General features: G+C 61.2%; 12 protein-coding genes. 6 read left to right on the plus strand and 6 right to left on the minus strand.

Annotated features, from left to right (window positions below; translation table 11 throughout):
• Positions 1–11: 11 nt before the first annotated feature.
• Genes ACIQTW_RS03720 through ACIQTW_RS03745 form a run of 6 tightly spaced genes read left to right on the plus strand, consistent with a single transcriptional unit; the run spans position 12 to position 6,079 of the window.
• The gene (locus ACIQTW_RS03720) at positions 12–977 is read left to right on the plus strand and encodes a hypothetical protein (RefSeq protein ID WP_402933802.1); all 966 of its coding nucleotides are present in this window, start codon (positions 12–14) and stop codon (positions 975–977) included.
• A gap of 47 nt (positions 978–1,024) precedes the next feature.
• Positions 1,025–1,663: a DUF4129 domain-containing protein gene (locus tag ACIQTW_RS03725; RefSeq protein ID WP_402933805.1), complete on the plus strand. Its 639-nt coding sequence runs from the start codon at positions 1,025–1,027 to the stop codon at positions 1,661–1,663.
• Positions 1,660–2,862: a DUF4350 domain-containing protein gene (locus tag ACIQTW_RS03730; protein ID WP_402933808.1), complete on the plus strand. Its 1,203-nt coding sequence runs from the start codon at positions 1,660–1,662 to the stop codon at positions 2,860–2,862. Before ACIQTW_RS03725 ends, ACIQTW_RS03730 begins: the two co-directional genes overlap by 4 nt.
• Positions 2,859–4,004, plus strand: a complete 1,146-nt coding sequence (locus ACIQTW_RS03735) for an AAA family ATPase (protein ID WP_402933811.1) — start codon at positions 2,859–2,861, stop codon at positions 4,002–4,004. Before ACIQTW_RS03730 ends, ACIQTW_RS03735 begins: the two co-directional genes overlap by 4 nt.
• Positions 4,005–4,036: 32 nt before the next feature.
• The gene (locus ACIQTW_RS03740) at positions 4,037–5,329 is read left to right on the plus strand and encodes a DUF58 domain-containing protein (RefSeq protein WP_402933814.1); all 1,293 of its coding nucleotides are present in this window, start codon (positions 4,037–4,039) and stop codon (positions 5,327–5,329) included.
• A gap of 36 nt (positions 5,330–5,365) precedes the next feature.
• Positions 5,366–6,079 (plus strand): DUF4166 domain-containing protein, encoded by a 714-nt coding sequence (locus ACIQTW_RS03745; RefSeq protein WP_402933817.1) that lies wholly within the window; start codon positions 5,366–5,368, stop codon positions 6,077–6,079.
• A gap of 12 nt (positions 6,080–6,091) precedes the next feature.
• On the opposite strand, the gene ACIQTW_RS03750 is transcribed toward ACIQTW_RS03745, so the two are convergent.
• From ACIQTW_RS03750 to ACIQTW_RS03775, 6 genes are all read right to left on the minus strand, one after another.
• Complete coding sequence (locus ACIQTW_RS03750; RefSeq protein WP_402936220.1) at positions 6,092–7,108, minus strand: hypothetical protein; 1,017 nt, start codon at positions 7,106–7,108, stop codon at positions 6,092–6,094.
• Positions 7,109–7,129: 21 nt separating this feature from the next.
• Entirely contained in the window at positions 7,130–7,519 is a 390-nt protein-coding gene (locus tag ACIQTW_RS03755; RefSeq protein ID WP_142938545.1) for a chorismate mutase, read from the minus strand.
• Positions 7,520–7,713: 194 nt separating this feature from the next.
• Positions 7,714–9,420, minus strand: a complete 1,707-nt coding sequence (locus tag ACIQTW_RS03760) for a dipeptide ABC transporter ATP-binding protein (RefSeq protein WP_402933821.1) — start codon at positions 9,418–9,420, stop codon at positions 7,714–7,716.
• Positions 9,417–10,421 (minus strand): ABC transporter permease, encoded by a 1,005-nt coding sequence (locus ACIQTW_RS03765; RefSeq protein WP_402933824.1) that lies wholly within the window; start codon positions 10,419–10,421, stop codon positions 9,417–9,419. Before ACIQTW_RS03765 ends, ACIQTW_RS03760 begins: the two co-directional genes overlap by 4 nt.
• A gap of 2 nt (positions 10,422–10,423) precedes the next feature.
• Positions 10,424–11,515: an ABC transporter permease gene (locus tag ACIQTW_RS03770; RefSeq protein WP_402933827.1), complete on the minus strand. Its 1,092-nt coding sequence runs from the start codon at positions 11,513–11,515 to the stop codon at positions 10,424–10,426.
• A gap of 127 nt (positions 11,516–11,642) precedes the next feature.
• Complete coding sequence (locus ACIQTW_RS03775) at positions 11,643–13,271, minus strand: ABC transporter substrate-binding protein (protein ID WP_402933830.1); 1,629 nt, start codon at positions 13,269–13,271, stop codon at positions 11,643–11,645.
• Between the last annotated feature and the right edge of the window lie 129 nt (positions 13,272–13,400).

Raw genomic sequence — 13,400 nt, forward strand, 5'->3', positions numbered from 1 at the left:
ATGCTGCCTCCATGTTTGGCTCCGCGCTGATCGTACAAGCCATCGGAGCAGTCTTCATCGGCATCGTCACCGTTGGGATGTTCCAACTGTCGACTTCCCTTGAATCTGTCAGTTCAGAAGCAGAGTTGGCCGATGCGATGGGCCCGTTCCTCGCTTTCATGGCCGGCACCCTGGGCGTTTCCGTGCTGATCGGTTTCCTGGGTGCTGTCCTCCAAGGAGTTCTGGTTGTCCCGGTCTCCCGCTCGGTTCTCAACCGCCGGACAGGCTTCAAGCAAATGTGGAAGCTGGCGGGCCCGAGAATCCTGCCGCTCCTCGGCGTTGCCGCGCTGCTGACGCTTGGCGGCCTCCTCGCAGCTGCCGCAGTGATCGGGCTCGCGATCTTGTTGTTCACTGCCATGGGGCCCGCCGCCCTGCTTATTGTCCTGCCACTGGGGCTTGGTTCCTTTGTGGCGTTCGTTTGGGTCGGCCTGAAGTTGATGCTGGCTCCCGCAGCCATCGTGGTGGAGCAGACCGGCGTTTTCCAAGGATTGCTCCGATCCTGGAGATTGACCAAGAACAATTGGTGGCGCATCTTCGGCATCACCCTGGTGGTAGCCATCATGGTGGGAATCATCGCCCAGATTGTGCAAATTCCCGTGTCCTTGGCCTCTGCTGCCATTGGTGGCGTAGTTGCTCCCCATCCTGATCCCGACTCGATGACCTCCACGTTGGTTTTGACCACTGTGATCTCAACAGCGATCGGGGCGTTGGTGGGGTCCGTGACATTCGCCTTTCAAGCGTCCGTGTCGAGCTTGATCTACATGGATCTTCGGATGCGTCGCGATGGCCTGGATGTTGAATTGATGCGGATCATGGAAACAGGTTCCGATCCTGACGGTATTCCCGGCAGTCCATCCACCTTGACCCGAAACACCACCTGGCCAGCTGATGGCGGGCAGTTTCCTTCTGCTCCCCCCGGGCAGCGGCCTCCCGCATGAGGGTCACCGCGATAGGCATTGCACCGCCGGCTTTCAGGGAACCGCCGGTGGAACCTGACCGTGACGAAGCACGGCGTTGGGCTGCCGAGGAGCTATCGAACCCCCGGTATCCGGATGCAAGGCCCGGCTGGCTGGACCAGTTGTGGCGCGATTTCCTTGACTGGTTGGCATCCTTGGAAGGTGACGGACCGGGTACCGGGCCCAACCTTGCTCTCCCGTTGATTGTGGTTTTGGCTTTAGCCCTCATCATTGCTGCCATCGTGGTCATCAGGCCAAGGCTCAACGCCCGGAGAACGGAAGAACCCGGCGATCTCTATGGAGAAGACCAGAGCGTCGATGCCGAGGGATACCGGAGGAGGGCAGCAACTGCAGCCGACGGCGGCAACTGGCCAGCCGCCGTCGTCGATCAATTTCGCGCTCTTGTCCGATCGGCCGAAGAACGGGACATCATTGATGCTCGAGCGGGCAGGACGGCAGACGAAGCAGCCGGTCAACTGGGCGAGGTTTTTGGTGCGGCACAAGTGAGGCTGCTCGCCGCTGCCGGTGTTTTCGACGCCGTGCGGTACGGCGAACAGGCCGCAACACGGGCGGACTATGAGTCCGTCCGCCAACTGGATGCTGATCTTCTTGATCTGAAGCCCGACTTCACGGGACAAGCCCACGCCGGATTCGCGGTACCACGATGAGTACCACGTTGGAAGGCAGTGCCGTGGGTGCAGACAATGTCGCTTCCGAAGGAGTTTCCGCGGGTCAGCGTTTCAACGCCTGGTTCCGGAAACACCTGGTGTGGATTGCCCTGGGCACCCTTCTAGCCGGCTTGGTCACTTTCCTGGCCGTCAACAGTGTCTCCGCCGCGACGGATTCCCGGCGTCTCTCCGCACGGAATCCAGCACCGGATGGAGCCATGGCCGCAGCCGAAATCCTCTCACGCCAAGGCGTATCCGTTACTCCGACAGACACGTACGAAGACACTTTGGATGTGCTGTCAGCAAATGACAAAACCACGGTCTTCCTCTATGACGCGCAGGGCTTCCTTGACCGGTCCCAACTGGAGGAGATCACTGCCGCAGCCGATCGTGTTGTGGTGGTTACTCCACGGCTGAGGACACTTAACGCCCTCAACCAGGGGATCCGGCCCGGCGGTGTGGTTCCAGAAGCAACGCAGGTCATCGAGCCCGGCTGTGAACAGGAAGACGCAAGGGCAGCGGGCAGGGTGTCCGCCCAGGGTTCCGTCTATTCAGGACCCGTGGTTTGCTATCCCACCCGCGACGACGGACCGGGCTTGTACGCGGCATCGGCCGATGGGCGGGTTATTGTCCTGGGCAGCAGGGAACTTCTGGACAATCAACACCTCGCCTTGGAGGGCAATGCTGCCCTCGCCCTGCGTACCTTGGGAAACAACGCGGACCTCGTGTGGTACATCCCGGGCGTCGGTGACATCTCCGCCTCCAATTCAAACCCCACTCTGAACGAGCTGGCGCCGCGATGGCTGGCCTTCGCTGGCCCGTGGCTGGGCTTGGTAGCCCTGTTGGCCATCGCTTGGCGGGGCCGGCGCATGGGCCCTCTCGTATTCGAGCCGCTCCCCGTGGTGGTCAAGGCTGTCGAAACAGCAGAAGGCCGGGCACGCCTTTACCAGGATTCGCGGGCTGTGGGACGGGCAGCCGACAACTTGAGGGCAGGCACCCTGTCACGGTTGGCCCGGCACTTCAACCTCGGCGCCGACACCACCCCTGAGGCAATAGTCGACGCAACAGCCCGCCACGCGGCGCAATCCGCCCAGGAAGTCCGATTTGTCTTGATCGACTTCATGCCGGAAAGCGAAGGACAACTGGTGCAATGGGCACAACAGATTGAACGAATCGAACAGGAGGCGACCGCCCGATGAGCAGCCAGCCAAACAGCTACACGGACAGCAACAGCCACTCCGCAGGAGGTATGACGCCCCGCCCGGATGGACTGCAGCCCGATCCATCGCAACAGGGCGCCAGCCTGCAAGACGCCAGCCCGCGGAACGCTACCCACCAGGGTGCGCCTCAGGGAACTGGGCCCGCAGACAACGGACATCGCCGGCCCGCTGAGGATCCGGCGCGGCAGTCACTGCTGAATGTCAGGACAGAGGTGGGCAAGGCCGTGGTCGGTCAGGACCCCACCGTAACGGGTATGCTCATCGCCCTTCTCTGTGGCGGACATGTCCTCCTGGAAGGTGTACCCGGCGTGGCCAAGACCCTTTTGGTCAGGGCTTTGTCCACCGCGCTGAGCCTGGACACAAAGCGCGTCCAGTTCACTCCGGACCTCATGCCCGGCGACGTCACGGGGTCACTGGTTTATGACTCTCATACGTCTGAGTTCACTTTCCGTGAGGGCCCGGTTTTCACCAACATCATGCTTGCCGATGAGATAAACCGGACTCCGCCCAAAACCCAGGCCTCGCTCCTGGAAGCGATGGAGGAACGCCAGGTTTCGGTGGATGGTGTGTCCCGCCCCCTTCCGAGCCCGTTCATTGTGGCGGCAACCCAGAACCCGGTGGAGTATGAAGGCACCTATCCCTTGCCGGAGGCACAACTGGACCGGTTCCTCCTCAAGCTGACCATGCCACTACCTGGACGGGCAGAGGAGATCGAGGTCATCCGCCGTCACGCCAGCGGCTTTGATCCCCGGAACCTGTCTGCAGCCGGCGTACGGCCTGTAGCGGGCGCCGTCGAGCTTTCCAACGCTCAAGCGGCTGTGGCGCAAGTGGCCGTAGCTCCGGAAATCCTCGCGTACATAGTTGACGTGGTTCGCGCCACCCGTTCTGCTCCTTCTTTCCAACTAGGCGTTTCTCCACGTGGGGCCACCGCACTGCTCAACACTTCCAAAGCATGGGCATGGTTGTCCGGCAGGTCTTTCGTGACTCCGGATGATGTCAAGGCTTTGTCTTTGCCTTGCCTGCGGCACAGGGTGGGTCTGCGTCCGGAGGCTCAAATGGACGGCATCCAAGTGGACGACGTCCTGGGCAGTATCCTGGCGTCCGTCCCGGTGCCACGGTGATCCCGGGCCAAGCACCGGCTGAGGAGGTTTGAGTGGCCATTACGGGTCGTTTCGTGTTGCTGGCCCTTCTAAGTTTGGCCCCCTTGGTGGTTTTTCCTGCGTGGAGCACCGTCCTGTTCGTGGCCTTGGGCCTGCTGCTCCTGCTGGTTATGGATCTTGTCTCCGCAGCCTCGCCCGCGAAGCTTGCCTTGGAACGCACGCAACCTGGAAACGTGACGCTTGAGGGCAAGGTGGACACCGATGTCACTATCACCAATGGCACGCGGCGCAAGTTGCGTGCCGAGGTAAAAGACACGTGGCAGCCCTCCGCCGGCGCCTTGAACTCTTCACAGTCCTTGGTAGTCCCCTCCGGCGAGCGTCGCCGCCTGACAGTGACCCTGGTTCCTCGGCGTCGCGGCGACCTCAAGAGCCCTCACGTGACCATCCGATCGTTTGGCCCCATGGGTTTGGCCGCAAGGCAACGGACCCGCGCACTACCTGGCCAGCTGCGGGTCCTCCCCCCGTTCCATTCAAAGCGTCACCTCCCTTCCAAACTCCGGAAGCTCAGGGAGCTGGACGGCAGGGCCGCCGTGCAGATCCGTGGGGCCGGCACCGAATTCGATTCACTGCGCGACTACGTCCGCGGTGACGATGTCCGATCTATCGACTGGCGAGCCACGGCGCGGCGGACTTCAGTGGTGGTAAGGACGTGGCGCCCGGAGCGCGACCGGCGTGTGGTCATCGTGCTTGATACTTCACGCACAGCAGCTGCCCGGATCGAGGATGAACCCCGGCTCGATACCGGAATTGAGGCGGCGCTGCTGCTCGGAGTGCTGGCCGAGCGCGGAGGCGATCGCGTGGACTTCCTCGCCTATGATCGACGACTCCGCGCTCGCGTGGAATCGGCCTCAAAAGGCAATCTGCTGGGTCAACTCGTCCAAGCCATGGCCCCCTTGGAAGCTGAACTGATCGAACTCGATTGGCAGCAGATTCCAGCGCAGGTACGGGCCGTGTCGGCGCACCGGTCCATGGTGGTTCTTTTGACGGCGCTCGACGGCGGTGCCCCCGAAGAGGGACTCCTCCCCACTGTGGCGCAATTGTCGCGCCAACACGTTGTGGTGGTGGCCTCGGTTCGGGATCCCCTGCTTTCTGCCATGAAAGAAGAAAGAACCACTGCCAGCCAGGTTTTCCGAGCAGCCGCCGCCGAACGCGCACTGTTGGAGCGTTCCGCGGTGACCGCCCAACTCCGGCAACTCGGAGCCGAAGTGGTGGATGCCGAACCTCACGATGTTCCTCCCCTGCTCGCTGACGCCTACATCCGGCTCAAAGCAGCCGGAAGGCTTTAGGCCCAGGTTCAGTTTCAGTTACAAGGAAGGACCGCAATGAATACCCCCATCTACCAGCTGGCACTCGGTGACGAATTCAGCCGGCTAACCCCGGAGCTCCAGGAGTATTTTTCGTTGGCTGCCGGTTCGGGATCGTATGGAATCGGTGAAGGAGTCTTTGACGTTGTGGGGTGCCGGCAAAAGTGGTTGAGGCCTCTGCTCGCACTGACGGGGAGCGAGGAGGCTTTCTTCCCCGAATATGGTGAGGGCATTCCGTTCCGGATCGAAAACCACGCCCACCTGGATCCTTTCGGACGACCGGCCCTGACGGCCCGCCGGGAGATCTATTTTCCCTCGGGCACACGGTTGTTCCACGATACGACGAGCGCCGTCCTGACTGGCTCCGACCATCGAAATGCCCGCTTGGTGGACCATGTGGGGCGTTACCGTCGCCTGGTGACTGACCTGGATGTCAGCGTTACCTCGGAGGGCCGCCTTCGTGGCGTGTCCAAAGCAAGCAGACTATTCCTGGGCCCCTTGCGAATTCCGTTGCCGAACGCACTTGATGCGCGTGCCTACGCTGAGCAGTGGTGGGACAGCGCGGAGCGCAAGCACCACATCCAAGTGAAAGTCATCCAACCCCAGATCGGCTTGGTCCTTGTATATGCCGGACGCTTCGACTACCGCTTGGCACCGTATCTGCCAGGAACTGCCCCCGGTAGCTCGCTCCCCCGCTATGCGGAACCGGACCGCTGGGAAAAGAGAATCTGACGCTTCCGCAAGTCAGCCCTGAGCCAGCTGGTCCAGTCCGTCAGCCACTTGGGTCAATTTGGTGAGCACGTCCTTGGCCGTTGAAGGCTTGAAGGCCGCCAGCCCTGTGGAGGGAGTGACGCGGATTCGCGACAGGCCTGCGGCAGGCAGCCCGAGCTGCCGCCACGGCTTCCAGATGCTCTCAACAACCTCGGCGGTGCGAGGCAGTTGCGCCTGTGGCTCGCTGGTGGAAAGTGCACCGGCCCACAGGCGTTTTCCGTCCTCGACCGCTACAGCCAACTGCTCCCATTGGCGTGTTGTCAGGGCTTTCAGGGGCACCGCGACGCCGTCGGCTCCCGCTGCGAGGATTCGCTCGATGGGCGCTTCGATTTCCGGTACGGAGACCACGGCCTCCACGACGCCCGCTGTCTTGAGAGCTTCGATCACCACGCGCCACGCGCCAGTCACTTCCTCCCCGGATATGGACCGCAACGTTCGGTAGCCACTCGCCGTCGGGATCGTGCCGGCCATGATGGAGGCGATGTCCGGCTCGTCAATTTGGGCCACCAAACGGGCACCCGGGACAGCCGTGGCGATGCGGTTGAGGTGCTCTGCGACGCCGGAGGCCAAGGATTCCGCAATATCCCTGCGGGCGCCATAATCGAGAAGTGCCCGCTCGCCATTGTGCAGGTAAAGATTGGCAGCAAGAGTCATGGGGCCCAACAGCTGGACTTTGAACTCTGTTGCAGCGACATCCTCGGCACCAGCGATGTCGGCCAGAATATTGATGTCAGTCGAGAGCGCCGAGTGGGCGCGCCGGGCATCCTTCCCGGGCTTGTCCACCAGTCGCCAGCCGTGCGGTTGGACGTCGATTGCCAGGTCCATCAACAATGAGCCGGTCCTGCCGACGGCATCCGACCCCACCCCTCGATCAGGCAATTCGGGCAGGAAAGGAAGATGGGGGTCCCCTAATTCGCCCCGAATGATCCGGCTTGCTTCCGCGGGGTCGCTTCCAGGCCAAGGACCCAGTGCGGTGGCGCTGGCGCGCATGGTAACCACTTCCGCCACGGATCAGGCCTGCTGGCTGGAAATCTGGTGATCCTCGGCGATTGCCTCGTGATGGCGGATCACTTCGCTGATGATGAAGTTGAGGAATTTTTCTGCGAAGGCTGGATCAAGGTGCGCATCCTCGGCGAGCCGTCGCAAGCGGGCTATCTGGGCCGATTCGCGGCCCGGATCTCCGGCGGGAAGCTTGTGGGTGGCCTTCAGGATTCCTACCTTCTGGGTGGCCTTGAAGCGTTCCGCGAGTAGGAAGACCAGAGTTGCGTCGATGTTGTCGATGCTGGACCGGATGGACAACAGCTCATCCATGACGGCACGGTCCACGTGGCCGGCCAGGGAGCTTGCTGCCGGGTTGAAGGAATCGGCGTCATGGGGAAGGGCGTTGTTCTGCTCGGTCATGCACCCAAGTCTATGGTGTGGGGCGGTGCCGCCGCGGTTGTTACCTGCCGCCCAGGACCGGCACGGCAAAGCAACCATGACAGTCACCTATTGCCACACGACTCAACGCGGAGAAGGTACGCCCGCCACAGTGGGGGGCGTACCTTCTCTACGTTGTGCGGATTTTCCGTGGATGCTAGGCGCTAAGCAAGGGTCTAGCCGCCAAGCAGAGTGCGGTGCGCTTCCCGCCGTCGTGCTTGTTCATCCGGGTCCGGCACCGGCAGCGAGGCGATGAGCCTCTTGGTGTACTCATGCTGCGGTGAGCCCATCACATGGTTTCCGATCCCCTGCTCCACCAACTGGCCTTTGTACAGCACGCCAACCCAGTGGGACAACATGTCCACTACTGCGAGGTCGTGGCTGATGAACAGAGCCGCGAAACCGTACTGCTCCTGTATGTCCTTGAAGAGGTCCAACACTTTGGCCTGCACTGAGACATCCAAGGCGGAGGTGGGTTCGTCGGCGATCAGGAGGCGCGGGTTGAGTGCCAGCGACCTCGCCAGGGATGCGCGCTGCCGCTGCCCACCGGACAGCTCGTGCGGGTAGCGCTCCGCGTACGACGCCGGCAGTTGGACTGATTCGAGCAGCTCACCTACCTTTTTCCTCGCCTCAGCGGCACCGGGCTTGGTGTGGATAAGCAGCGGTTCCGCGACGCACTCGCCGATGGTGAGGTGCGGATTGAAGGACGCCGCCGGATCCTGGAAAACGAAGCCGATCTCCTTGCGGAGCGGACGGAAGGTACGTTCCTTGAAGTCCAGCATCTCGTATCCAAGGACCTTCAGGCTGCCGCCGGTGGTTCGGGTCAGGCCCGCAATGGCCCTTCCGATGGTGGATTTTCCGGAACCGGACTCCCCTACCAGCCCGAAAACCTCGTTCTCCGACACCGTGAAGCTGACGTTGTCCACGGCCTTGAACCCGTGCCTGCCGAAACGCCCGGGGTATTCGATGGTGAGGTTCTTTGCTTCCACCAGGATTTTGCCTCCCTGATGGAGCCGGCCACGGGCGCCCTCTGAGGCCGAGTTCCGTCCGAGGTGCGGCACTGCGGCCAGCAGTTTCCTGGTGTACTCCTGCCGGGGTTCAGCAAACAGGACCCGGGAAGGAGCCTCTTCCACGACGTCGCCCTGGTACATGACAACAACGCGGTCGGCCAAGTCTGCGACGACTCCCATGTTGTGCGTGATGAGCACGATTGAGGTTCCATAGTTGTCCCTCAGGTCGCGCAGGAGCTGCAGGATTTCAGCCTGGACTGTGACATCCAGCGCGGTGGTAGGCTCATCCGCCACGATCAGTCCCGGGTTAAGGGCCAGGGCCGCAGCGATTACCACGCGTTGCTTCTGGCCACCGGAGAACTGGTGCGGGTAGTAGTTGACCCGCGTCTCAGGATCCGGGATGCCCACCTTGCGGAGCGCCTCGGTTGCCCGGTGCTTGGCTTCCTTGGCGGAGATGCGACGACCGTCCGTGGCGTGTGCTCGGATACCTTCGGCAATCTGCCAGCCCACGGTGAAGACCGGGTTCAGGGCTGTGGAAGGTTCTTGGAACACCATTGCGACATCCCGGCCACGGATTTTCCGAAGCGTGGATTTGCTGACGCTGATGACGTTGTTGCCATTGATCACCACGGCGCCTGAACTGATAGCAGTTTCCGGAAGCAGGCCCAAAATGGTTTTGGCTGTTACGGTTTTGCCGGAACCGGATTCCCCTACGATGGCCACTACTTCACCGGCTCCGACTTCCAGGCTGACGTCCTTTACAGCATGGACGTCCCCGCTATCAGTGGCGAAGGTGACTTGGAGCCGATCGATGGTTAGTACGGGCTGCCCGGTGCTGACGTGATCTGACATATTTCCAAGGTTGGTGCTCATGGCTTGCCTGCCTCTGCCGGGTTTGAGGTCGTTCCTGCCGTTGTTGGTGCCGGCGTCCTGCCCGCGCGTTTGCGCCCACGGATCCGGGGGTCATTGAGGTCGTTGATGCTCTCGCCCACGAGGGTCAGGCCCAGGACGGTGAGAACTATCGCGATACCCGGGAAGACGCCCGTCCACCAAATACCGGACGAGGTGTCCGCCAGTGCCTTGTTGAGGTCAAAGCCCCATTCAGCAGCCGATGTTGGCTCGATGCCGAAGCCAAGGAAGCCCAAGCCAGCGAGCGTCAGGATCGCCTCGGAGGCGTTCAAGGTGAACATGAGCGGAAGGGTCCTGGTGGCGTTCTTGAAAATGTGCCTCCCGATGATGCGCACGCTGGAGGCTCCGAGCACCTTGGCCGATTCGACGAAAGGCTCGGCCTTGAGACGAATGGTCTCTGCCCGGATGACCCGGAAGTACTGCGGGACAAAGACCACCGTTATGGAGAAAGCACAAGAGAAGATGCCACCCCAGAAACTGGATTGTCCCCGGCTGATCACAATGGAAATGACGATTGCCAGGAGCAGGGTGGGAAACGCATAGATGGCATCCGCTACTACCACCAGAATCCTGTCCAGCCACCCTCCGAAATAACCACTGAGCAGACCAAGGGCGACACCGAGGAACAGGGACATCGCCACAGACACAACGATGACTGTCACCGCTGTTTGGGAACCCCAGATCACCCGTGACAGGACGTCGTAGCCGCCAACGGTTGTACCCAGCAGGTGCTTGGAGTTCGGAGCTTCCTGGGTGGGAAACGAACCGGATGCATCGCTGAGTTGCGAGTAGCCATAGGGAGCAAGGAGAGGAGCAAAAATGCTCGTAAGGATGAAGAGTCCACTGAGGACGACACCCACAATGAGCATGCCTCGCTGAAGTCCTACGCTTTTCTTCAGGTGGCTTATCACGGGCAACCTTGAGAACAAGGGCTGCTTGGGTCGGGTCAATTGGGAAGTGCTCATGTTCAGTACCTCACTCGAGGGTCGATGAGCGCGGCAATGATATCCACCACGAAGTTGGTGACAGCCACAATGATGGCCAGCAACACTACGATTCCTTGGACGGCCACAAAGTCGCGCGCGTTCAGGTACTGCACCAGCTGATAGCCCAGGCCCTTCCACTCAAACGTGGTTTCGGTGAGGATGGCACCGCCCAGCATCAGGGCGATTTGCAGGCCCATAACCGTAATGATGGGAATCAGTGCCGGCTTGTAGGCGTGCTTGGTCACCAGGCGGAACTCACTGACGCCGCGGGAACGCCCGGCCTCGACGTAGTCCTTTCCCAGCGTCCCGATGACGTTTGTGCGCACTAGTCGCAGGAAGACGCCGGCGGTCAACAACCCGAGGGCTACTGCGGGGAGCACCGCGTGGGCGACGATGTCCCCCAAAGCTGCGAAGTTGCCGCTGCGTAATGCGTCCAGCCAGTAAATGCCAGACGGTGCAGCCAGGGCACTCATGGTCAGTTCCGTCCGCGTAGAGGCTCGACCGGCCACTGGGAACCACCCAAGCCACACGGAAAACGTGAGTTTCAGGAGGAGCCCGGAGAAGAATACGGGTGTTGCGTAGCAGAGGATGGCGAAGAACCTCAGAAACGCGTCAGGAGTCTTGTCCCGGTGCTGTGCGGCAATGAGCCCGAACGGGATGCCGACTGCGAGCGCGACGATCAGTGCATTGATCGACAGTTCGAGTGTGGCTGCGCCGAAGGTGGTGAGTACCTCCACCACCGGCCGCCGGTCGGTGATGGTGCTGCCAAAATTGCCGGTGATGAGCTGGCCCAGGTATTCGAAGTACTGAACCAGGACGGGCCTATCGTAGCCGGCCTCTTGTATTCGCTGGGCCAGGACGTCCGGGGGCAGTCGTCCGCCTTGCGATGCCGTGATGGGGTCCCCAATGACCCGCATCAGGAAGAAGACAAGAGTTACCAATATGAAAACGGTGGGAATGATCAGGAAAAACCTGACCACGATGTATCTGCCCAGCCCTCCCCCGGCTTTGGACTTGCTCTTGGGAGCAACGATGCCGGGCTCAGCCTCGGGAACCTCAATAAGTGTTGTCATTGTTACCTGCATTTCCTGCCCGTGGATTGCGCGGGGTTGTCACATGCGAGCCGGCCACGTGGGTGGTCAGCAAAGGAGGCGGGACACCGGATCAGTGTCCCGCCTCCCTTTCTTCACAAAGGTGCGGTTACTTGGAAATTACTCCGAGACGGAACTTGAAGGACGGGTCCAGCGTCTTCTCGACGCCGTTCACTCCGCTTCCGACGACCGCCACCTGGGCACCCTGGAGCAGTGGCAGGGTGGAGATGTCCTTGGCCAGGGCGTTCTGGACATCCTTAATGGCAGCCTCTCGGCTGGTCTTGTCCGCATCCGTCAACTGCTTGGCGATCAGCTCATTGACTTCGGGATTGTTGTAGTGGTTCTTCAGGAAGCCGCCTTCCGGGAAGAACGGCGTCAGGTAGTTATCGGAATCGCTGAAGTCCGGGAACCAGCCAAACTGGAACAAGGGGTACTCGTCGGCGCGGCTGGCCTTGCTGTAAGTAACCCATTCGGTGGACTGCAGGTTCACTGTAAAGAGACCGGACTTCTCCAGTTGCTCCTTGACCATGGCGTATTCATCGCCGGAGGATCCGCCGTAGTGATCCGGGTTGTACTGCAGGTTCAGTGCGACGGGTTCCGTGATGCCGGCATCCGTCAGGACCTTCTTCGCCTTGTCCAGGCTTGGCTTACCAGCGTCGCCATAGGCGTCCTTGAAAGACTCGTTGGCACCGAGGAATCCGCTCGGAACGTTGGAGTACAGCGGCAAGTAGGTGCCCTTGTATACCTGGTCAGCGATGGCCTGGCGGTCAACGAGGTTGGCTACTGCCTGGCGAACTGCGAGCGCCTTGGCAGGGTCTGCGCCGGCTGCCTTTGTTCCGTATGGCATGGTGTCGAAGTTGAAGGTGATGTAGCGGATCTCGCCACCCGGCCCGGTGAGGACCTTGACCTTGGAGTCCTTGCGGAGGTCGTCGATATCCGTGGCGCTCAGGCTGCGGAAGGCAACGTCAATGGCGCCTTGCTGGATTTCGAGCTTCAGGTTGGTGGGGCTGGCGTAATACTTGATGGTGGCAGCAACGTTGGCGGGCTTTCCAAGAACGCCTTGGTAGTCAGCGAAGGCCTTGAAGCTGACCAGTTCGTTCTTCTTATAGCTGTCAATCGTGTACTGGCCGTAGAACGCGTTCGCCTTGATGATCTCGTCGTCCGAAAGGATCTTGTCGGCCGGGAAGACTTCATCGTCGACGATCGGCGCGGCAGGGCTGCTGAGGATCTGGCTGAACGTTTGGTCGTTCGCATTCTTCAACTTGAACACCACCGTGGTGGCATCGGGCGTACTCACGCTTTCGATGTTGGTCAGCAGCGAGGCGGGCCCGGCGGGATCGTTGATTGCCACCTGCCGGTCAAAGGAGTGTTTGACGTCCTTGGAGTCCAGGGTGTGCCCGTTGGCCCACTTGAGTCCCGACTTGAGCTTGACGGTGTATTCCGACGGCGCCGTGAACGACGACGATTCGGCGAGGTCGGGTACGGGCTCCGCACCGCCGGGCTTGGAATTCAAGAGAAATGAGTAGACCTGGTTCATCACCATAAACGAACCGTTGTCATAGGACCCGGCGGGATCCAGCGACGTGACTTTGTCAGTAGTGCCGTAGGCGATGGGGCCTGCGGCAGCCGGGGCGGATGATGAACCGCCGCCGGAGGGACCCGTGCATGCCGTCAGGGCGAGCGCGGAAATGCCCGCCAGCGCGATAACGCCGTGCAGGGCCTTCTTGTTCAGTGCCATCTGGTGAACCTTCTGTTCGATGGATTCGGCGCGCCGCCGTGGGATATTTGTGACGGCGCACACTCTTGATTCCACGATTCAATCAGACTTCGAAGGCCGCGAACCCTTCATTTTGTGATTCGAGACACA

It is taken from the genome of Paenarthrobacter sp. NPDC090517 (assembly GCF_044769165.1).
GTDB lineage: Bacteria > Actinomycetota > Actinomycetes > Actinomycetales > Micrococcaceae > Arthrobacter.

What these genes read in the sequence shown, in the direction of transcription:
- ACIQTW_RS03720 (WP_402933802.1), top strand. Translation starts at nt 12, where the DNA reads ATGTTTGGCTCCGCGCTGATCGTACAAGCCATCGGAGCAGTCTTCATC.
- ACIQTW_RS03730 (WP_402933808.1), top strand. Translation starts at nt 1,660, where the DNA reads ATGAGTACCACGTTGGAAGGCAGTGCCGTGGGTGCAGACAATGTCGCT.
- ACIQTW_RS03735 (WP_402933811.1), top strand. Translation starts at nt 2,859, where the DNA reads ATGAGCAGCCAGCCAAACAGCTACACGGACAGCAACAGCCACTCCGCA.
- ACIQTW_RS03745 (WP_402933817.1), top strand. Translation starts at nt 5,366, where the DNA reads ATGAATACCCCCATCTACCAGCTGGCACTCGGTGACGAATTCAGCCGG.
- ACIQTW_RS03750 (WP_402936220.1), bottom strand. Translation starts at nt 7,108, where the DNA reads ATGCGCGCCAGCGCCACCGCACTGGGTCCTTGGCCTGGAAGCGACCCC.
- ACIQTW_RS03755 (WP_142938545.1), bottom strand. Translation starts at nt 7,519, where the DNA reads ATGACCGAGCAGAACAACGCCCTTCCCCATGACGCCGATTCCTTCAAC.
- ACIQTW_RS03760 (WP_402933821.1), bottom strand. Translation starts at nt 9,420, where the DNA reads ATGAGCACCAACCTTGGAAATATGTCAGATCACGTCAGCACCGGGCAG.
- ACIQTW_RS03765 (WP_402933824.1), bottom strand. Translation starts at nt 10,421, where the DNA reads ATGAGCACTTCCCAATTGACCCGACCCAAGCAGCCCTTGTTCTCAAGG.
- ACIQTW_RS03770 (WP_402933827.1), bottom strand. Translation starts at nt 11,515, where the DNA reads ATGACAACACTTATTGAGGTTCCCGAGGCTGAGCCCGGCATCGTTGCT.
- ACIQTW_RS03775 (WP_402933830.1), bottom strand. Translation starts at nt 13,271, where the DNA reads ATGGCACTGAACAAGAAGGCCCTGCACGGCGTTATCGCGCTGGCGGGC.